Genomic DNA, 18,785 nt, shown 5'->3' on the forward strand with positions numbered 1-18,785 from the left:
CCGCCCTCCCGCCCCGCCCTCCCGCCCTCCCGCCCCGCGATCTTGCACTTGCGGCCCCCTGGGCATCGCAAATGTCCCTTCCGTCCGGGCAGGAAGTGCAAGATCGCGGAGGGCTGCCGGGTCGGGTTGCGTGGTGGCGGGACAGGCTGATGGGGGTCGGCGTTTCGCCGCCCTTGTCCGCCCGGTCGGGACCCAGCGCGCTGCCGGCCCGAGTCGAGCCCTCTCGCTTCCCGAGACTCGTAGACCGCATCTCGGGATCGGCCGTAGATCTTGGTATGAAAGGGCCCTCATAGGGGCCGTTCCGTACCAAGATCGGCCCAGCCACCCGGCGGGCCGTGTCGGTGATCAAGGAGTTTGGGGTCGCGGCGGGCACTACTGGGGACGCGAACTCCTTGATCAACGCGGAGGGTGGCCCGGCGGGCGGGAGCTGGGTCGGGAAAGGGGTCGGGGGTGATCGGTAGGGTGCCGGGTATGGAGTCGTTCGTACCGCTGGCGGAGCGGATCGTGGAGGCGTTGCTGGAGAGCCGGCCCGGGCTGGCCACCTCCGCCGGGGACCACCGCTACGACGACCGGCTGCCCGATCTGTCCGCGGACGCGCTCGCCGCCGATCAGGCGATGCTGAAGGACGCGGCGGACGCGCTCGCCGAGATCGACCCGGATGCGCTCGACGTGGCGGAGAGCGTCGACCACGCGCTGCTCACCAGCATGATCGACAGAGGGCTGTTCGAGGCCACCGAGATTCGCGCCCACGAGTGGGATCCGCTGCGCCACAATCCGGGGCCGCTGCTGCACGCCCTGCTGGCCCGTCCCTTCGCCCCCGCCGAGGAGCGCCTGACCAGCCTCGCCGGGCGCCTGTCGGCCGTACCCGATGCGCTTGCGACAGCGCGCGCGACGCTGCGGGACATGCCGCGCATCCACGCGGAGACGGCGGTCGGGCAGTTCACCGGCACGGCGGCGCTGATCCGCGACGAGGTGCCGGCGTTGCTCGCCCAGGCGCCGGCGCTGCGTGACCGGGTCGGCCCGGCGGCCACGGAGGCGATCGCCGCGCTGGAGGAGTTCGTGGCGTGGCTGCGGCAGGGTCTGGCGGCCGACGCGGGCCCGGGGCGTGACCCGCGGCTGGGCCGGCGGCGCTGGGAGGCGCGGCTGTGGCACACGCTCGACACCGAGCTGAGCGCCGCCGAGGTGCAGCGCCGCGCCTGGGCCAACCTGGACCGGGCCACCGAGGAGATCCGCGCGGCGGCCGTCGAGCTGGTCGGTGGCCCGGCCGACGACGAGACGGTACGCCGGGCGCTGGACCTGCTGGCCGCCGAGCACCCGGACGACGCCACCATCGTCGACCTCGCCTCGGTGACGCTGGACGAGGCGAGTGACTTCGTGCGCCACCACGACCTGGTCAGCATGGTCGGTGACCCGTGCGTGATCCAGGAGATGCCGGAGTTCGCGCGGGGTGTGGCGGTCGCCTACTGCGATTCGCCGGGGCCGCTGGAGACGGCCGACGTGCCGACGTTCTACTGCATCGCGCCCACCCCGGCGGACTGGCCGGCGCAGCGGGTCGAGTCGTTCTACCGGGAGTACAACGACCACATGATCCGCAACCTGACCGTGCACGAGGCGATGCCCGGCCACTTCCTCCAACTCGCCCACGCCCGTCGCTACGACGGGCCGACGCGGGTACGCGCGCTCACCGAGTCGGGCGTGTTCATCGAGGGCTGGGCGGTCTACACCGAGGAGCTGATGGCCGGGCTCGGCTTCGGCGGGCTGCCGGTGCGGTTGCAGCAGCTCAAGATGCAGTTGCGGATGACCATCAACGCGCTGCTCGACCAGCTAGTGCACTGCGACGATCTGCCCGAGTCCGAGGCGATGGCGCTGATGACCGGGCGCGGCTTCCAGGAGGAGGGGGAGGCGGCCGGCAAGTGGCGGCGGGCGCTGCTCACCTCCACGCAGCTGTCGACGTACTTCGTCGGCTACAGCGAGATGGCCGACATCGCCGCCGCCCGTCCGGACGGCGTGCCGGTGCGCGACTGGCACGACGCCATGCTGGCGTACGACTGCCCGCCGCCGCGCCACCTGCGCACCCTGCTGGGGGTGTGAGGGCTCACCGGCGGGCGGCGACCGCGTCGATCAGCCAGCGCGACAGGGAGTACGCGGGCGGCAGCTCGGCGGGCAGCGCGTCGACCGGGAACCAGCGCGCCTCGGTCAGCTCTGTGCCGTCGGCCACCGGTTCTGCGGCCGGGTCGGTCACCTCGGCGGTGAACCCGGCGAGCAGTGTGCCCGGTCCGGTCAGCGCCCACGGCTGGCTGTCCACGTACGCGGGGCGGCGCAGGGTCAGGCCGACCTCCTCGGCGACCTCGCGGTGCACCGCCGCCTCCAGCGACTCGCCGGCCTCGACGAATCCGGCGACGAGTGCCCACAAACCGGTCGGGCCGTGCGCGTGCCGGACCAGCAGGAGTTCGCCCGCTGCGCCGGCCGGGCCGGGGCGGGTGATCGCGGTCAGCACCGCTACGGACAGCGGCACGAACACGGTCAGCCCGCAGTCCGGGCAGCGCCGCGCGGTCTCGCCCGGCACGTCGGACAGTTCGGCCCGGCACGCCCCGCACCACCTGTGCGTACGCCGCCAGGTGACCACGGCGAGCGCCCGTCCGGCCAGGTCGGCGTGGGGTGCGGGCAGTTCGGCGGCGAGGCCGCGCCAGCCGCGCCACCGGCCGGGCAGCGACTCGGGGTCGGTGACCTCGGCCGCCCATGCCGGGGTGCCGTCGAGCGTGCCGACGGGTGTCCAGGCGAGGTCGCCGGGCAGCGCGCCGATGCGCAGCGGCTGCGCGGCGTCCGGGCCGGTCAGCAGTTTCCGGCCGGCGACCGGCAGCGCCAGGTCGCCCGGCTGCGGCGGCCGCCCGTGATCGGCGGCGGGCCGGAACCCGGCGCCGTCGGGCGGGGTCACGACGTGGCGGGGCGGCGGTCCACCACGCCCGCGCCGGCCGGCACGGCGAACGCGGCGGCCTCGACGCTCTCGGTGTAGCGGCTCAGCGTCACCTCGGCCGGCTTGCCGTCGATCGTGCCGGAGAAGCTGCCCAGCACGCCTTCGTTCGTCACGCAGGTGCTGAAGCGCTCACCGTCGTGGGTGACGTTCACGCAGGTGGCATGGTGCCCGGCCAGCGTGGTGTCGCTCTGCTCGATGACCGCGTCCGGCGCGAGCGCGGCCTCGGTGAGCAGCCGGATCACCGCCGGGGGCGTGACCAGGCCCTGCTTGCGTGCCTCGTCGTAGACGATCACCGAGGGCTTTCCGGCGGTGAGCACGGGCGGAGACACGGTGCAGGAGGTGCGGGCGGCGGTGCTCGCGCACCGGGTCACCGACTCCTGGGTCACCGTGATCTTGCCGCCGGGCCAGGTGTACGTGGAGCGCAGCGGCTTCCTGGTCTGCGCGATCGAGGCGGTGCGACCGCCGTCGAGCTGGTAGTCGGCGGCCCAGGTCTGCTCCAGCGCCCGGTCCATCCGCGCGGCGAGGTCGTTGACCAGGTCGGCCCGACCGAGCGCGACGCCCGCGTCGTCCAGGGCCTGGCAGCCGGTGACCGAGAGCGACGCGATGACCGAGGCGGCGAGCACGCGGAGAGTCGTCGAGGCGGCAGGCATGATGCCCAGCCTTGTCGATCGACGCAACCTCTCGCAAACCGGTTGCCGGTTGACGACCGGTAATCCGGGAATGTCCGTCTCAGCAAGCGCCTCGGGGGCCGCCCCGAGCGGCGTACGGCGGGGCGGGGACCGATACGCTGCGTTCAACACCTGCCTCAGCCGCACCGTCGCGGCCCATATCGGACCGGAACCACACAAACGAGGAGCGACTCAGTGGCAACCATCGAGGGAATCGTCGCCCGGGAGATCCTGGACTCGCGGGGCAACCCGACGGTCGAGGTCGAGGTCGGGCTCGACGACGGCACGATCGCCCGCGCCGCGGTGCCGTCCGGCGCCTCCACCGGCGCCTTCGAGGCGGTCGAGCTGCGCGACGGTGACAAGGACCGCTACCTGGGCAAGGGTGTCGAGAAGGCCGTCGCCAACATCGAGGACCGGATCGTCGACCAGCTCATCGGCTACGAGGCCAGCGAGCAGCGGCTGATCGACCAGAAGATGATCGACATCGACGGCTCGGACAACAAGGGCGAGCTGGGCGCGAACGCCATCCTCGGTGTCTCCCTGGCCGTGGCCAAGGCCGCCGCGGGCAGCGCCGAGCTGAGCCTGTTCCGCTACCTGGGCGGCCCGAACGCGCACCTGCTCCCGGTGCCGATGATGAACATCCTCAACGGTGGCGCGCACGCCGACTCGAACGTCGACATCCAGGAGTTCATGATCGCGCCGATCGGCGCGCCGACGTTCCGGGACGCGCTGCGCTCGGGCGCCGAGGTCTACCACGCGCTGAAGTCGGTGCTGAAGAAGAAGGACCTGTCGACCGGCCTGGGTGACGAGGGCGGCTTCGCCCCGAACCTGCCCACCAACGCCGCCGCGCTGGACCTGATCGCCGAGGCGGTGGAGAAGGCCGGTTACCGGCTCGGCACCGACATCGTCTTCGCGCTCGACGTGGCCGCCACCGAGTTCTTCGACAACGGCACGTACACGTTCGAGGGCACCGCGAAGAGCGCCGAGGAGATGAGCAACTACTACACCAAGCTCGCCGGCGACTACCCGATCGTGTCGATCGAGGACCCGCTGGCCGAGGACGACTGGAGCGGCTGGGCCACCCTGACCGCCGCGCTCGGCGACCGGATCCAGATCGTCGGCGACGACCTGTTCGTGACCAACCCGCAGCGCATCGCCCGGGGCATCGCGGAGCGGGCCGCCAACGCGGTGCTCGTCAAGGTCAACCAGATCGGCTCGCTCACCGAGACGCTGGACGCCGTCGACCTGGCTCACCGGGCCGGCTTCAAGTGCATGATGAGCCACCGTTCCGGCGAGACCGAGGACACCACCATCGCGGACCTGGCCGTCGCCACCGGCTGCGGGCAGATCAAGACCGGCGCCCCGGCCCGCTCGGACCGGGTGGCCAAGTACAACCAGCTCCTGCGGATCGAGGAGGAGCTGGCCGACGCGGCGCGGTACGCCGGCGCCGGCGCGTTCCCGCGTTACCGTTCGGCCTGAGCGAGCGCTCCGGGGGAGGGGTGTGACGATGCAGCAGCGCCGCACACCGGGTGGCCAGCGGCCCGCCCGTCGGCCGGGTCAGCCCGGCCGGACGGGCGGCGCCCGGGTCCGGTCCACGGCCCGCGACAACGGCGTCCGCGCGGAGACGCGCGCCGCCGGCCGGTCACCCGGCGCGTCCCGGGCCAGCGACGGCGTACGCTCCGCGAGCCGCCCCGCCGCGGCCCGGCGTACCGCTGCCGGTGGTCCGGTCAAGCGGCTCACCGCACCCCAACCCCGGCGCTTCACCGGGCGCGCCACAGTGCTGTTCGCGGTGCTGATCGCGCTCGCGCTGGCGTACACCTATCCGGTCCGGGTCTACCTGGACCAGCAGGCGGACATCGAGCGGATGGAGGCCGCGCAGGCCGCCCAGCGGGCCGAGATCGAGCGGCTCACCGCCGAGGCGGCCAAGTGGAAGGACCCGGAGTACGTCAAGACGCAGGCCCGGGAGCGGTTCTTCATGGGCAAGCCGGGCGAGACGCTGCTGGTGGTGCTCTCCGACCCGGAGGGCGCGGCCAAGGACGCCGGCAAGGACGCGAAGCCGGGGGCGCCGACCGCGCCGGAGCCCTGGTACGACACCCTGTGGTCGAGCGTGCGGGCGGCGAACGCCGAGCGCCAGGACAAGTGAGCTTTGATTCGAGAGGCACAACCTTGAGCGTCGTACCACCGCAGGAGCCGGCGGCGGACTCCGTACCCCCGCCGGAACGCCAGCCGGCCACCGAGGCCGACCTGGCCGCGGTGGCCGCGCAGCTCGGACGCCCGCCGCGCGGCACCCGTGCGGTGGCCCACAGGTGCCCGTGCGGCCTGCCCGACGTGGTGGAGACGACGCCCCGGCTGGCCGACGGCACGCCGTTCCCGACGCTGTTCTACCTGACCTGCCCGCGTGCCACGGCGGCGTGCAGCCGGCTGGAGTCGGCCGGGCTGATGAAGGAGATGGCCGAGCGGCTCGCCGAGGATCCGGAGCTGGCCGCGCGCTACCGGGCCGCGCACGAGGACTACCTGACCCGCCGGGAGGCGATCGGCGAGGTGCCGGAGATCGCCGGCATCTCGGCCGGTGGCATGCCGGGGCGGGTGAAGTGCCTGCACGTGCACCTGGGGCATGCGCTCGCCGCCGGGCCGGGGGTCAACCCGTTCGGCGACGAGACGCTGGCGCTGGTGGAGAAGTGGTGGGCCGCCGGCCCCTGCGTGGACGTGCCGGCGGAGTGAGATGAGCGCCGACCAGATCACTGTGCGCCGGGCCCGCACCGCCGACGTGCGCGGCATCCGGCGGCTGGTGGACACCTACACCGACGACCGGCGGCTGCTCAGCAAGGCGACTGTGACGCTGTACGAGGACGTGCAGGAGTTCCGGGTCGCGGTGACGCCGGACGGCACGGTGGTCGGGTGCGGCGCGTTGCACGTGATGTGGGAGGACCTGGCCGAGATCCGGACGGTGGCGGTCGACCCGTCCTGCCGGGGCCACAAGATCGGGCACCGGATCGTCGGTGAGCTGATCGACTCGGCGCGCGACCTGGGCATCGCCCGGATCTTCGTGCTCACGTTCGAGACCGGCTTCTTCGGCTCGTTCGGCTTCCGCGAGATCGACGGCGCGCCCGTGCCGCAGCCGGTCTACGAGCAGCTCCTGCGCTCGTACGACGAGGGTGTCGCGGAGTTCCTGGACCTGGAACGGGTCAAGCCCAACACCCTGGGCAACTCCCGCATGCTGTTGCGCCTCTGAGCTGCCCCGGGCGGGCTGCCGTAGGGTGGGCGCCGTGAGTGCGCGTGTGGCAGCCATCGACTGCGGGACCAACTCGATCCGACTGCTGATCGCCGACCTGCCCGACCCCTCGGCCGGGGAAACGGCGCCGCTCGTGGACGTCAGCCGGCGGATGGAGATCGTGCGGCTGGGGCAGGGCGTCGACCAGACCGGCATGCTCGCCCCGGAGGCCATCGAGCGGACCCGGGTGGCGCTCGCCGACTACGCGGCCGAGATCGAGAAGTCCGGTGCCGACCGGGTCCGCATGTGCGCCACCTCGGCCTCCCGGGACGCCTCCAACGCCGCCGACTTCCGGACGATGGTCGAGCGCACGCTCGGCGTACCGCCCGAGGTCGTGACCGGCGACGAGGAGGCACGCCTGTCGTTCACCGGCGCGGTGCGCGGCCTGCCCGCCGACGCCGAACCGCCGTACCTGGTGGTCGACATCGGCGGCGGCTCGACCGAGTTCGTCGTCGGCACCCGCGCCGACGGCGTCCGGGGCGCGATCTCGGTGGACATCGGCTGCGTCCGGATGACCGAACGCCACCTGCACGGCGACCCGCCGACCGCGGCACAGATCGCCGCCGCCGAGGCCGACATCGCCGCCGCCGTCGACCGCGCGCTCGCCGCCGTGCCCGGCCGCGAGGCCGCCACGCTGGTCGGGCTGGCCGGTTCGGTCACCACCGTGGTCGCGCTGGCGCAAGGGCTCCAGGAGTACGACCCGAGCCGCATCCACCACGCCCGCGTCTCGTACGAGCAGGTGGCCGAGGTGACCGCCGACCTGCTCGGCAAGAGCAGTGAGCAGCGGCTGGCGTACCCGGTGATGCACCCGGGGCGGGCCGACGTGATCGGCGCGGGCGCGCTGGTGCTGCGAGTGATCATGGAGCGGGCCGGGATGCCGTCGGTGGTCGCCTCCGAGCACGACATCCTCGACGGCATCGCCTGGAGCCTCGCCTAGCCCTCTGGCCCCTTCCGGCGGTGATCAAGGAGTTTGTGTCCGATCCGGACGCCTCCGGGGCCGCCAACTCCTTGGTCAACAAGAAGGGCCGATCTGTTCGACCGTTTCATCGGATGGACCGCCCGCCTGTAGGTGCTGTGTCGTTGACGGTAGTGCGTATTGCGCACTACTGTGCGGAGCGTGGATACCACGCAGCTCCTCAAGGGCGTGCTCGACCTCGCGGTGCTCGCCGTGCTCAAGGACGAGGACGGGTACGGCTACGACATCCTGCGGCGGCTACGCGAGGCCGGTCTCACCGAGGTCGGCGACGCCTCGGTCTACGGCACGCTGCGCCGGCTGTTCGCGGCCGGTCTGCTCACCACGTACGTGGTGCCGAGCGAGTCCGGGCCGCACCGCAAGTACTACTCGCTCAACGCCGCCGGGCGTGACCAGCTCACCCGCTCCGGCAAGACCTGGCGCTCGTTCGCCACCACCATGGACGCGTTGCTCGACGATCGGGGGATGGCGGCATGACCGTCACGGGGCAGGAGATCACGGACTACGTCGACCGGGTGCGGGCCGCGCTCGCCGACCTGCCACCGGAGGTCCGCGACGAGTTGACCGAGGAACTGCCGGAACACCTCGCCGAGGTCGCCGCCGAGGGCGAGGGCACGCTGGTCGACCGGCTGGGCACCCCCGAGGCGTACGCCGCCGAGCTGCGCGCCGTCGCCGGTGCCCAGCCGAGCCGGCGGCCGGCGCGTTTCCACCGCCTCGCCGAGGCCCGGCGGGAGGCGGCCACCCAGCTGCGTCTGCTCGACCGCCAGCTCGGCCCGGTCTTCGGGCACGAGACGGTGAGCGACTTCCTGCGTCCGCTGCGTCCGGCCTGGTGGCTGGTGCGCGGATGGCTGGCCGCGCTGATCGTGGCGTGGATGGTGGACGGCCGGTCCGGCCTGGTGCCCCGGCTGGACGGCAACAGCTCGACGGGGCTGTTGCTGCTCATCGGCGCGGTCGTCGCGTCGATGTGGTGGGGTCGCCGCTCCGCCGGGATCACCGGGTGGCGGCGGCAACTGCACCAGATCGCCACCGCCGCGCTGCTGCTGTTCTCCTTCGCCGTGCTGGCCCAGGTGGACGAGCGCGCCGACACCGACAGCTACGGCAGTTACGAGCAGACGTCGGTGGACCACAGGTACGACCGGATCGAGGACGTCTTCGTCTACGACCAGCAGGGGCGGCTGATCCGCGACGCGCGGCTCTTCGACCAAAACGGCGTGCCGATCCGGCTCGGCTGGCCGAGCTGCATGGCTGACGCCGGCGCGGTGCCGGAGATGCGTAACACCTACCCGTACTGCCCGGAGCTGGCCCCGTTCGGTCCGCCGGCCTCGCCGTCGATCGCTCCGCCCGCACTCGCGCCCACCGGCAGTGCCACCCCCACCGCTTCCCCGGAACCCACGTCAACTCCCTGAGCGCGCGCTCGATCCGGCGAGATCTTGGAAGGAAACGGCCCTCATAAGGGCCGCAAGCTTCCAAGATCTCGCCGGGTTGTGGTGCGGGGCGTCGGCCACTGGTCTGTGAGGTCTACAGGAGGTGAATGCCACTGTTGTTCTGTCTTCCCCGGGCCGCTGACCGCGTGGCACGCTACCGGCACGTAACAGCCAACTGTGCGACCAGCCAACGTTGACTGACCGCAAGGAGGACGGGCCCATGGGCGAGATGGTGAGCTTCACCGGCAACGGGGGGACGAGCGAGGGGTATCTCGCGATACCCTCCGGCGGTGTGGCCAGCCCGGCGGTCATCGTCATCCAGGACTGGTGGGGTCTCGTACCCCACGTACGGGCCGTGGTCGACCGCTTCGCGGAGGCCGGCTTCGTCGCGCTCGCGCCCGACTTCCGGCACGGCGGACCGGCCGTGAAGCCGACCGAGCCGCGGCTGATGCTCAACAGCTCCCAGATGGACGAGGCGGCGAGCGACATCGCCGCTGCCGCCGAATACCTGGCGAGCCGGCCCGAGGTCGCCGGCAAGGTGGGCTGCGCCGGGTTCTGCGCGGGCGCCAGCCTGGCCCTGTGGTCCGGCACGTTCTCCGAGCGCATCGTGGCCACCGCCGGGTTCTACCCGCGCCTGCCCTGGGAGGGCATGGCCGTGGGAGCGGCGGACGAAGGCGGCTGGGCCGGCTACGCCGGGAAGGCCGCGCTCATCCACTGCTCCGAGGCGGACGGCCTGTCCGCCGCCGACGGGGTGCAGAGCGTCCGCCGGTCCATCGAGTCGGCCGGTGGCACCTGCCAGACGTTCGACTACCCGGGCACCGCGCACGCGTTCTTCAACGAGGACCGGCCGGAGCACTTCGACCAGCGGGCCGCCGCCACCGCCTGGGCCCGCACGCTGGAACTGTTCCGGGCGAAGCTTGGCTGAGTCGCGTACCCCGCAGGACGTGGTCGCCCGCGCCGCGCGGGCGGCCGACCTGGCCGACCTCGACGGCGCGGTCAGCGACTGCTTCGCCTGCCCGCGCCTGGTGGCGTGGCGGGAGGAGGTGGCGCGGGTCAAGCGCGCCGCGTTCCGCGACCAGGACTACTGGGGACGGCCGGTGCCCGGCCTCGGCCCGCCGGACGCGCGCATCGCCATTCTCGGTCTGGCGCCGGCCGCGCACGGCGGCAACCGCACCGGCCGGATCTTCACCGGGGACCGGTCCGGTGACGTGCTGTTCGCCGCGTTGCACCGGGCCGGGCTGGCCAACCAGCCGACGAGCGTCTCCGCCGACGACGGCCTGACGCTGCGCGAGACCCGCATCTTCGCGGCCGTGCGGTGCGCGCCGCCGGACAACAAACCCACCCCGGCCGAGCGGGACACCTGCGCGCCGTGGCTGCACCGCGAGGTAGAACTGATCCGGCCCACGCTGCGCGTCGTGGTCGCGCTGGGCGCGTTCGCGTGGGCCGCGTGGTGGCCGGTGCTCCGTCAGGTGTACGGGCAGCGACCGCCCACGCCGCGACCGGCGTTCGGCCATGGGGCACACTGGTCCGGCGAGTCCGTGCCGGACCTGCTGGGCTGCTACCACGTCAGCCAGCAGAACACGTTCACCGGCCGGCTCACACCGGCGATGCTGGACGACGTGTTCACCCGGGCGAAGGACCTGGCCGGGGTGGACTGAGGAACACCTGAGGCGGTGGGATGGATTTCGGCGTACTGCGCAGGTGGTGGCCGGTCGCCGCGGTGACGGTGCTGCTCGCGCTCGCCGCGTTCGCCGCCGGTCACTCCGCCATCGGGGCCAGCCGGATCCCGCCGGCCGCCGACACCATCCCGTACGTGCCGGAGTACCCGTCGCCCGAGGCGGTGCCGTCGTACCCGGTGGAACCCCGCGACGTGGGTGAGTCCACGTCGGGCGGTGTGCCCGACTGGCTGGCCACCGCCGCCGTGGCGTTGCTGTTCGCGGTGGTGCTGGGCGCCATCGGGTACGTCCTGTGGAACGTGCTCCGGGGCGCGCTGCGGCGGACGACCCGGGCGGTGCCGGTGCGGCGCTCCCGGCGTACCGCCGAGGGGACCGCGCGTGAGGTGGTGGCCGCGCTCGACGCCGGGCTCGTCGAACTGGACGACCGCTCCACCGACCCGCGTACCGCTGTGATCGCGTGCTGGGTGCGCCTGGAGGAGGCCGCCGAGGACGCGGGCGTGCCCCGGCACACCGGCGACACCCCGACCGACCTGGTGGCCCGGCTGCTGCGCGGCGACCCGGAGGCCGGCATCCCGGCGATCGCCAGCGCCGACGTGCTCGACGGGTTCGCGCACGTCTACCGGGAGGCCCGGTACGCCACGCACCCGGTCGACGAGCACACCCGGGACCAGGCCCGCGCCGCGCTACGCCGGCTGCGCGGCGAGCTGACCAGCCTGGCGGGGGAGGCGTCGTGAGCACCAGCATCGACGACCTGCTGTCGTTCGGCGAGGAGCCCGCCGGGGAGGACGTACGCCCCTCGGGCGGTGGCCGGGCACGCCTGCTGCTGCGTACCGCGGCGGTCACGGCCGCCGTCGTGGTGGTGGTCGTGGTCGGGCTGCGCGCGGTCGGCCTGAAGGTGCCGATCTGGATCATCGTGGCCGGGGTGCTCGCCGTGCTCGCCGTACGCCGGGTCACCGCCGCGCTGTCGCCCCCGCCGCCGCCCCGCGCCGGCGCCCGGACGCCCGCCGGTGAGGAGCCCGGCACCTGGAACTGGTCCGCCCGGGACGCGCTGCGCACCGCGATCAACGGCTGGGAGCGCCCGCTGGACTGGTCCGGCGACAACCGGGAGCGGTTCACCGAACGCATCCTGCCCCGCCTCGGCGAGCTGGCCGACGAGCGGCTGCGCCAGCGCCACGGCGTCACCCGCGAGTCCGATCCGGCCCGCGCCCGCGCCCTGCTCGGCGAGCCACTGTGGACGTTCCTCACCACCCCCGCCCGCCGCCCTCCGTCGCCGCGCGACCTCGCGGCGATCGTCGCCGAACTGGAGAAGATCTGATGAACGACGTGGACCGGAGCATGGCCCCCGCCGAGGTGGGCCGGCTCGCCCGGGCCGTCCTGGAGGCGGTCGGCACCGTCGTGGTCGGCAAGCGGGACGCGCTGGAGCTGGTGCTGGCCGGCATCCTCGCCGGTGGTCACGTGCTGCTGGAGGACCTGCCCGGCCTGGGCAAGACGCTCACCGCGCGCTGTTTCGCGCAGGCGCTCGGGCTGGACTTCCGGCGGCTCCAGTTCACGCCGGACCTGCTGCCCGCCGACGTGACCGGCTCGTTCCTCTACGACCAGAGCAGCGGCGACTTCGCGTTCCGGGCCGGGCCGGTGTTCACCAACCTGCTGCTCGCCGACGAGATCAACCGGACGCCGCCGAAGACGCAGTCGGCGCTGCTGGAGGCGATGCAGGAGAAGCAGGTGTCGGTGGAGGGCGTGACCTACCGCCTGGACGAGCCGTTCCACGTGCTGGCCACCGCGAACCCCATCGAGTACGAGGGCACGTACCCGCTGCCGGAGGCGCAGCTCGACCGGTTCCTGCTGCGTGTCTCGTTCGGCTACCCCAGCCACGACGAGGAGTGGGACGTGCTGCGCCGCCGGATCGCCCGCCGCCGTGAGGAGGCGGAGATCAAGCCGGTGGTGGACGCCGCGACGCTGCGCGCCATGCAGGCAGCGCTGGAGGACGTGGTGGTCGAGGACTCGGTCGGCCGGTACATCGTGGCGCTCACCGCCGCCACCCGGGAGCACCCGTCGGTGCTCGTCGGCGCGTCCCCGCGCGGCTCGCTGGCGCTGCTCCTGCTGTCCCGGGTCCGGGCGGTGCTCGCCAACCGCGACTACGTGGTGCCGGAGGACGTCAAGGCGGTGGCGGCGCCCGCGCTGGCGCACCGGATCACGCTGCGGCCGGAGATGTGGCTGCGCCGGGTGGATCCGGCGTTCGTGGTCGGCGAGGTGCTGGAGTCCACGCCCGCCCCGGCCAGCGGCGCGCTGCCCAGCTACGCCGCCGGGCGCTGATGGATCGGGCCGAGGCGGCGAGCGGCTGGGCGCCCACCTGGGCGCTCGGCCGGGCCGTGCTGCTCACCGGCGTGCTGCTCGTCGCGGCGGTCCTGCTCGGCCGCATCGACCTGGTGGTGCTCGCCACGCCGTTCGCGCTGGGCACCGCGTACGCGCTGCGCCGCCGCCCCGCGGGCCTGCCGGAACTGGAGCTGGGCGTCGCGGACACCCACCTGGTCGAGGGCTCCCCGCTGGCCGCGACCGTCGCGGTGGCCAACCCGGACCTGGTCGGGTACGACCTCGCGGTGGTGCGGACGCGGATGTCGCGCTGGCTGCGCGTGGAGCAGGTCGGCTTCGGCGGCGCCGGGCTGGACGTGAGCCGCTCCGGCGGGGCGGACCGCCCGTTCGTCACCTCCGTACCCCGGGGCAGCGCCGTCGACCTGGAGCTGACCGGCACGGCGCTGCGGTGGGGGCGGCACCCGATCGGCCCGGCCGGGGTGCGGGTCGCCGTCGCCGACGGGCTGCTGGTCTCCCGCGCGGTGATCACCGACCCGATCCGGGCCCGGGTCTACCCGCGTACCGAGCCGTTCGACGCGGTCGAGGCGATGCCCCGGGCCGCCGGGCTGGTCGGCGCGCACCGGTCGCGGCGGCCGGGGGAGGGCGGCGAGCTGGCCGGGGTACGCGTGTTCGCGCCCGGCGACCGGCTGCGCCGCATCGACTGGCGGGTGTCGCTGCGAGCGCGCCAACTGCACGTGGCGGCGACGCTCTCGGACCGGGACGCCGAGGTGGTGGTGCTGCTGGACGTGCTCGCCGAGGCGGGCCGCTCCGGTGGCGTGAACGGCCCGGCGTCGGTGCTGGACACCACGGTTCGGGCCGCCGCCGCGATCGCCGAGCACTACCTGCACCGCGGTGACCGGGTGTCGATGCTGGAGTACGGCCCGGCCGCGCGCCGGCTGCGTCCGGCCACCGGGCGGCGGCAGTACCTGACCGTGCTGGAGTGGCTGCTCGACGTGCACGCCGAGTCGTCCCCGCACGAGCCGTACGACCAGGTCTTCGGCCCGCAACTGCTCTCCTCGGACGCGCTCGTGGTGGTGCTCACCCCGCTGCTGGACGAGCGGTCCGCGCAGATGCTGGCCCGGCTGGCCCGCGGAGGCCGGTTCGTGGTGGCGGTGGACACGCTGCCGGCCGAACTGCCGGTGCCGAAGGAGCGGGGCTGGGCCGAGGTGGCGTACCGGCTGTGGCGGCTGGACCGGGACACGATGATCGGCCAGCTCCGCGAGCACGGCGTGCCGGTGGTGCGCTGGGCCGGCGCGGGCAGCCTGGACGAGGTGCTCCGCGACGTGGCCAGGCTGGCGACCGCCCCGAAGGCAGGACTCAGATGACGGATGCCCTGGTCGAGCGGGTACGGGCACTGCGGTACGCGGCCGCCCGGGTCAGCCCGCTGCCGCTGCTGGTACGCGGCGGCATCTTCCTCACCGTGCTGGCCGGTTTCCTGCTCGCGTACCCGGTGCAGGCCCTCACCGCGCGCTCGCTGCTGGCCCTGGCGGTGGCCGCGGTGCTGCCGGCGTTCGGTCCGCGCCGGATCTGGCCGACGTTCGCCGCGCTGGTGACGGTCGGCGGTTGGCTGCTGGCCACGCTCGGCTTCGACCGGCCGCCGGCGCTGTGGCGGCTGCTCGCCGTGGCGACGCTGCTCTATCTGGCGCACTCGCTCTGCGCGCTCGCCGCGTTGCTGCCCTACGACGGGCTGATCGACCCGGACGTGGTGTTCCGGTGGTTGAGCCGGGCGGGCGGGGTGGTGCTCGCCAGCGCTGTGCTCGGCGTGGTGCTGGCGTGGCTGGGTGGCGTCGGCGGGACGGACGGCTCGCAGGCGGCGACGGTGGTGGGGCTGCTGGTGGCGGTGGGGCTGAGCGCGCTGCTGGGCTGGTTGCTGCGTCGCAAGTGACGCAGCGTTCCGGTGACGTTGCGCAGGTCACATGGGTTGTGCTCCGTCACAGAAGGGGGTCTCGCGCGGGATTACCGGGGGCCCCCGGGGAAAGATAGATGACGTGAACCCGAAGCGGATCCTTGTCGTGGGTGCCGGTCACGTGGGCCTGTACGCCGCTCTGCGCCTGTCCAAGAAGCTGAGCAGGCGTGAGGCCGAGGTCATCGTCGTCGACCCGCAGCCGCACATGACGTACCAGCCGTTCCTCCCGGAGGCATCGGCGGGCAACATCTCCCCGCGGCACGCCGTCGTGCCGCTGCGGCGGGAGTTGCGCAAGTGCACCGTGGTGGCGGGCACCGTCACCCGGATCGACCACGACCGCATGACCGCAGTGGTGCAGCCGATCAGCGGCCCGGCCCGGGAGATCCAGTACGACCACGTGGTGGTCGCGCCCGGCTCGGTCTCCCGCACCCTGCCGATTCCCGGCCTGCACGAGCACGGCATCGGGTTCAAGACCATCGGTGAGGCCATCTACCTGCGCAACCACGTGCTGGACCGGCTCGACGTGGCGGCTTCCACCACCGACCCGGCGGTACGCAGCCGCGCGCTGACGTTCACCTTCGTCGGTGGCGGCTACGCCGGCATCGAGGCGCTCGCCGAGATGGAGGACATGGCCCGCGACGCGCTGCGCTACTACCCGGAGCTGAAGCCGGAGGAGATGCGCTGGGTGCTGGTCGAGGCGACCCAGCGGGTGCTGCCCGAGGTCGACCGGGACATGGGCGCCTACACGGTGCAGCAGCTGATGAAACGGGACATGGACATCCGCCTGGACACCCGGCTGGAGTCCTGCGTCGACGGTGTGGTGAAGCTCTCCGACGGCGACAGCTTCCCGTCCGACACCATCGTCTGGACCGCCGGTGTGAAGCCGTCGCCGATGCTCGACGCCACGGACTTCCCGCGCGACGAGCGCCGCCGGGTCACCTGCCGGCCCACGCTGCAGATCGTGGACGGCGACCGGGTGGTCGAGGGCGCGTGGAGCGCCGGCGACTGCGCCGCCGTGCCGGACCTGACCAAGGAGCCGGGCAACTTCTGCTCGCCGAGCGCCCAGCACGCGGTGCGGCAGGCGGCGCGGATGGCCGACAACATCGCCAACGTGATCCGCGGGCGCGAGCCGGTCGACTACAAGCACAAGCACGCCGGCAGCGTGGCCAGCCTCGGCCTGCACAAGGGTGTGGCGCAGGTCTACGGCATCAAGATGACCGGCTGGCCGGCCTGGTTCATGCACCGGACGTACCACATGTCGCGGATCCCCTCGTTCAACCGCAAGGTGCGCGTGGTGGTCGACTGGACGCTGGCGTTCTTCCTCAAGCGTGAGGTGGTGGCGCTGGGTCAGCTGCACGACCCGCGTGAGGAGTTCGCCGAGGCGTCCGCCCCGCCGGTCGCCGCGCGCGTCTGACGCCTGCCGGACGAAAGGCCCTTCCCGTACGCGGGAGGGGCCTTCGCCGTGTCCGGGATCAGAAGCGCCAGGTCCAGGCGTCGGCGAGCCGCGTACCCGGCCGCCCGAACAACTGCTCCAGGGTGCGGCGCAGCATGTCCGCGTGCGGCGCGTCGTCGGTCACCGCGACGCAGGACGCGCGCCAGAACTCGACGTCCCGGGCGGCCTGGCGGCGCTGCCGGTCACCGACCGCCGGCGCCACGCCCCGGCGGGCCACGTCGGCGAGCAGGGCCGAGGTGGGGCGTTGCCAGGTGCCCATGGTGGCCGAGCCGCCCCGCCCGTACGGGCCGATGAAGAAGCCCTCCGGCATGGCGAAGCCGACGCCGGTGGCGGTGGCCCAGCGCATCGGCCAGGGGGTCTGCGGAGTGGCGGTGGGCACCGGCACCAGCACCCCACCGGGGCGTACGCACTGCCGCCAGTGGCCGCCGGTGACGAACTCGGGCAGCGGCGGCCGGTCCATCGTGGGCAGCGGCGTCGGCAGGACGCTGAGCACCGCCGCGCCGACCGCGATCGGGACACCCCGGCGGGCCCGGCCGGACTCGCCGAGCGCCCGGTGCACGGCGAGCGTGAGCACGGTACCGACCAGCGGCAGCACCGCCAGCGCGAAGCGCATCGGCAGCGCGCCGTCCACCACCGGCAGCCCGGCCAGCAGCCGGTACGGGCCGGGAAGCCCGGTCCGTTCGCCGCCGACCACGACCTCGGGGCCGAGCGCGAGCGCGGCCGTCACCAGCGCGCCTGCCACCAGCGCCACCACCAGCGGCCGCCGGCCCAGCCAGGCCGCGCAGCCGACCGCGACCAGCAGCAGCGGCCAGCCGAGGAACGTGGTGAACTCGGCCGGACCGGTGGTCAGCCGGACCGCCTCCGGGCTGCCGAACACGGTCAGCGCGGAGAGGCGGGTCCAGCCGGCCAGGTCGGCGGAGAAGTAGGCGGGCGGGAACATCCCGTCGGCGACGCCCTGCGGACCGGCGAACTGCACCCAGAGCGGGTACGCCAGCACGAGCAGCGCCAGCCCGGCCGCGCCCAGCAGCCCGCGGGCGAAGCCGGGACCGGCCCGGCGCAGCAGTTCCCGGTCGGCCAGCCCGTACGCGAGCGTCATCACCGCCAGCGTGAGCGCGGTGAGGAAGAGCACCTCCTCGCCGACGAACACCTGCACGGTGACGACAGCGGCGAGCCCGGCCGCCGACGAGACCATCCGGCGGCGGTCCGGGCCGTCCGGGCGCCCGGCCGGGTCGGCGGCGCGTAGCAGCCGGACGACCAGCCAGACCAGCGCCGGGACCAGCCACTGCGCGGTCATGTGCAAATGGCCGTTGCTCTGCGAGACCATGCCCGGCCCGAAGCCGCACAGTGACGCGCCCAGCCCGGCCGCGAGCGGACGGGCCCGTAGGACGCGGGTGAACAGCAGGTACCAGGCCAGCGCGGTACCGGCGAGGTTGAGCGCGACCAGCAGCGCGAACGTGACCGGCGCGCCGAACGCCAGCGTGACCGGGGCGAGCAGCACGCCGAGCGCGACGACCGAGGTGTTCGCCATCAGGTTGACCCCGTCCGGCGCGTTCAGGCGGTCGCTGACCAGGCTCAGCTCGCCGCGCAGGGCACGCGCGTCGAGCGCCAGGAACCACTCGTACAGCGTCTGGTCGGCCGGGTTGAGCGCGAGTACCCGCGTGCCCGGCGCCGGCCAGAGGCCGTGGGTGAGCCAGGCGGCGAACGCGGCGAACGCCAGCCCCACGAGCAGGTCGGCGCGGCGCCGCCGGACGGCGGCCGTCATCCGCCGCGTGACCGTCGCCGGGCGGGCCGCCCGGACCTGGTCGGGCCCGGAGGCCGTGCGGGCGGCGCTGGTCACGGCCTCGACCATAACGGCCGCAGCCGTCGGGGTACGCCGGGTCGCGGCCGAGCCGCTACGGTGAGATCTGCACCGCGCGTGTCGGCGCGCCGGTGTCACCCGCCCGGGTGGTGGAACGGCAGACACGGCCGCCTTAAAAGCGGCTGCCGCAAGGCGTGCGGGTTCGACCCCCGCCCCGGGCACACGAACTCTCAGGTTTCCCACAGCTAGCCGTCGCACGCGCGATTGCGGCCACGTCTACCCTGGAGTAGCAC

The 18,785-nt window shown here is 73.6% G+C and carries 19 protein-coding genes and 1 tRNA gene; 17 read left to right on the top strand and 3 right to left on the bottom strand.

The features are described from left to right. Nucleotides 1-471 precede the first annotated feature (471 nt). Nucleotides 472-2,091, top strand: coding sequence for a DUF885 domain-containing protein (locus A4R25_RS19680; protein ID WP_064447677.1), 1,620 nt, complete (start codon nt 472-474; stop codon nt 2,089-2,091). Nucleotides 2,092-2,095: 4 nt separating this feature from the next. Here A4R25_RS19680 and A4R25_RS19685 read toward each other — a convergent pair whose 3' ends face one another. Together A4R25_RS19685 and A4R25_RS19690 are read right to left on the bottom strand one after the other, a co-directional pair. After that, a complete protein-coding gene (locus tag A4R25_RS19685; protein ID WP_064447678.1) occupies nt 2,096-2,935 on the bottom strand; it encodes an NAD(+) diphosphatase in 840 nt (279 codons plus the stop codon). Then, nucleotides 2,932-3,624 (bottom strand): hypothetical protein, encoded by a 693-nt coding sequence (locus A4R25_RS19690; protein ID WP_064447679.1) that lies wholly within the window; start codon nt 3,622-3,624, stop codon nt 2,932-2,934. The genes A4R25_RS19685 and A4R25_RS19690 overlap by 4 nt, the downstream gene beginning before the upstream one ends. Before the next feature lie 213 nt (nt 3,625-3,837). On the opposite strand from A4R25_RS19690, the gene eno reads away from it, so the two are divergent. The 15 genes from eno to A4R25_RS19765 all read left to right on the top strand — a co-directional run bounded on the left by eno (nt 3,838) and on the right by A4R25_RS19765 (nt 16,655). Further along, nucleotides 3,838-5,121 carry a phosphopyruvate hydratase gene (eno, locus tag A4R25_RS19695; protein WP_064447680.1) on the top strand — a complete coding sequence of 428 codons (1,284 nt, stop codon included), beginning with the start codon at nt 3,838-3,840 and terminating at the stop codon, nt 5,119-5,121. A 28-nt stretch (nt 5,122-5,149) separates the two neighbouring features. Further along, nucleotides 5,150-5,785, top strand: coding sequence for a septum formation initiator family protein (locus A4R25_RS19700; RefSeq protein WP_043330639.1), 636 nt, complete (start codon nt 5,150-5,152; stop codon nt 5,783-5,785). 23 nt (nt 5,786-5,808) lie between these two features. Then, a complete protein-coding gene (locus A4R25_RS19705; RefSeq protein ID WP_064447681.1) occupies nt 5,809-6,363 on the top strand; it encodes a DUF501 domain-containing protein in 555 nt (184 codons plus the stop codon). Nucleotide 6,364: 1 nt separating this feature from the next. After that, a complete protein-coding gene (locus A4R25_RS19710) occupies nt 6,365-6,874 on the top strand; it encodes an amino-acid N-acetyltransferase (protein ID WP_043326570.1) in 510 nt (169 codons plus the stop codon). 46 nt (nt 6,875-6,920) lie between these two features. Beyond that, nucleotides 6,921-7,850 (top strand): Ppx/GppA phosphatase family protein, encoded by a 930-nt coding sequence (locus A4R25_RS19715; protein WP_064447682.1) that lies wholly within the window; start codon nt 6,921-6,923, stop codon nt 7,848-7,850. A 180-nt stretch (nt 7,851-8,030) separates the two neighbouring features. Then, nucleotides 8,031-8,363, top strand: coding sequence for a PadR family transcriptional regulator (locus A4R25_RS19720; RefSeq protein WP_030271259.1), 333 nt, complete (start codon nt 8,031-8,033; stop codon nt 8,361-8,363). After that, nucleotides 8,360-9,292: a hypothetical protein gene (locus A4R25_RS19725; protein WP_064447683.1), complete on the top strand. Its 933-nt coding sequence runs from the start codon at nt 8,360-8,362 to the stop codon at nt 9,290-9,292. The genes A4R25_RS19720 and A4R25_RS19725 overlap by 4 nt, the downstream gene beginning before the upstream one ends. Nucleotides 9,293-9,530: 238 nt before the next feature. Further along, the gene (locus tag A4R25_RS19730; protein WP_043326560.1) at nt 9,531-10,235 is read left to right on the top strand and encodes a dienelactone hydrolase family protein; all 705 of its coding nucleotides are present in this window, start codon (nt 9,531-9,533) and stop codon (nt 10,233-10,235) included. A gap of 19 nt (nt 10,236-10,254) precedes the next feature. Beyond that, a complete protein-coding gene (locus A4R25_RS19735) occupies nt 10,255-10,968 on the top strand; it encodes a uracil-DNA glycosylase (RefSeq protein WP_064447684.1) in 714 nt (237 codons plus the stop codon). Nucleotides 10,969-10,988: 20 nt separating this feature from the next. Beyond that, nucleotides 10,989-11,720, top strand: a complete 732-nt coding sequence (locus A4R25_RS19740; RefSeq protein ID WP_043326558.1) for a DUF4129 domain-containing protein — start codon at nt 10,989-10,991, stop codon at nt 11,718-11,720. Beyond that, nucleotides 11,717-12,301, top strand: a complete 585-nt coding sequence (locus A4R25_RS19745; RefSeq protein ID WP_064447685.1) for a hypothetical protein — start codon at nt 11,717-11,719, stop codon at nt 12,299-12,301. The genes A4R25_RS19740 and A4R25_RS19745 overlap by 4 nt, the downstream gene beginning before the upstream one ends. Continuing rightward, nucleotides 12,301-13,299 carry a MoxR family ATPase gene (locus A4R25_RS19750; RefSeq protein WP_043326556.1) on the top strand — a complete coding sequence of 333 codons (999 nt, stop codon included), beginning with the start codon at nt 12,301-12,303 and terminating at the stop codon, nt 13,297-13,299. The genes A4R25_RS19745 and A4R25_RS19750 overlap by 1 nt, the downstream gene beginning before the upstream one ends. After that, nucleotides 13,299-14,660: a DUF58 domain-containing protein gene (locus tag A4R25_RS19755; protein WP_064447686.1), complete on the top strand. Its 1,362-nt coding sequence runs from the start codon at nt 13,299-13,301 to the stop codon at nt 14,658-14,660. Before A4R25_RS19750 ends, A4R25_RS19755 begins: the two co-directional genes overlap by 1 nt. Continuing rightward, complete coding sequence (locus A4R25_RS19760) at nt 14,657-15,220, top strand: hypothetical protein (RefSeq protein ID WP_043326554.1); 564 nt, start codon at nt 14,657-14,659, stop codon at nt 15,218-15,220. The genes A4R25_RS19755 and A4R25_RS19760 overlap by 4 nt, the downstream gene beginning before the upstream one ends. Before the next feature lie 103 nt (nt 15,221-15,323). Next, the gene (locus tag A4R25_RS19765) at nt 15,324-16,655 is read left to right on the top strand and encodes an NAD(P)/FAD-dependent oxidoreductase (protein ID WP_043326553.1); all 1,332 of its coding nucleotides are present in this window, start codon (nt 15,324-15,326) and stop codon (nt 16,653-16,655) included. A gap of 58 nt (nt 16,656-16,713) precedes the next feature. Here A4R25_RS19765 and A4R25_RS19770 read toward each other — a convergent pair whose 3' ends face one another. After that, nucleotides 16,714-18,543, bottom strand: coding sequence for a hypothetical protein (locus tag A4R25_RS19770; protein WP_064447687.1), 1,830 nt, complete (start codon nt 18,541-18,543; stop codon nt 16,714-16,716). 89 nt (nt 18,544-18,632) lie between these two features. Between A4R25_RS19770 and A4R25_RS19775 the strand changes: the two genes are divergently transcribed. Beyond that, nucleotides 18,633-18,713 (top strand) — tRNA-Leu (locus A4R25_RS19775). Nucleotides 18,714-18,785: the final 72 nt, after the last annotated feature.

It is taken from the genome of Micromonospora sp. NBRC 110037, assembly GCF_001652995.1.
Lineage (GTDB): Bacteria > Actinomycetota > Actinomycetes > Mycobacteriales > Micromonosporaceae > Micromonospora > Micromonospora chalcea.

Excerpts from the sequence above, each read along its gene's own strand:
- A4R25_RS19680 (WP_064447677.1), top strand. The coding sequence starts at position 472 with ATGGAGTCGTTCGTACCGCTGGCGGAGCGGATCGTGGAGGCGTTGCTG.
- A4R25_RS19690 (WP_064447679.1), bottom strand. The coding sequence starts at position 3,624 with ATGCCTGCCGCCTCGACGACTCTCCGCGTGCTCGCCGCCTCGGTCATC.
- A4R25_RS19700 (WP_043330639.1), top strand. The coding sequence starts at position 5,150 with ATGCAGCAGCGCCGCACACCGGGTGGCCAGCGGCCCGCCCGTCGGCCG.
- A4R25_RS19710 (WP_043326570.1), top strand. The coding sequence starts at position 6,365 with ATGAGCGCCGACCAGATCACTGTGCGCCGGGCCCGCACCGCCGACGTG.
- A4R25_RS19725 (WP_064447683.1), top strand. The coding sequence starts at position 8,360 with ATGACCGTCACGGGGCAGGAGATCACGGACTACGTCGACCGGGTGCGG.
- A4R25_RS19730 (WP_043326560.1), top strand. The coding sequence starts at position 9,531 with ATGGGCGAGATGGTGAGCTTCACCGGCAACGGGGGGACGAGCGAGGGG.
- A4R25_RS19740 (WP_043326558.1), top strand. The coding sequence starts at position 10,989 with ATGGATTTCGGCGTACTGCGCAGGTGGTGGCCGGTCGCCGCGGTGACG.
- A4R25_RS19750 (WP_043326556.1), top strand. The coding sequence starts at position 12,301 with ATGAACGACGTGGACCGGAGCATGGCCCCCGCCGAGGTGGGCCGGCTC.
- A4R25_RS19755 (WP_064447686.1), top strand. The coding sequence starts at position 13,299 with ATGGATCGGGCCGAGGCGGCGAGCGGCTGGGCGCCCACCTGGGCGCTC.
- A4R25_RS19760 (WP_043326554.1), top strand. The coding sequence starts at position 14,657 with ATGACGGATGCCCTGGTCGAGCGGGTACGGGCACTGCGGTACGCGGCC.
- A4R25_RS19770 (WP_064447687.1), bottom strand. The coding sequence starts at position 18,543 with ATGGTCGAGGCCGTGACCAGCGCCGCCCGCACGGCCTCCGGGCCCGAC.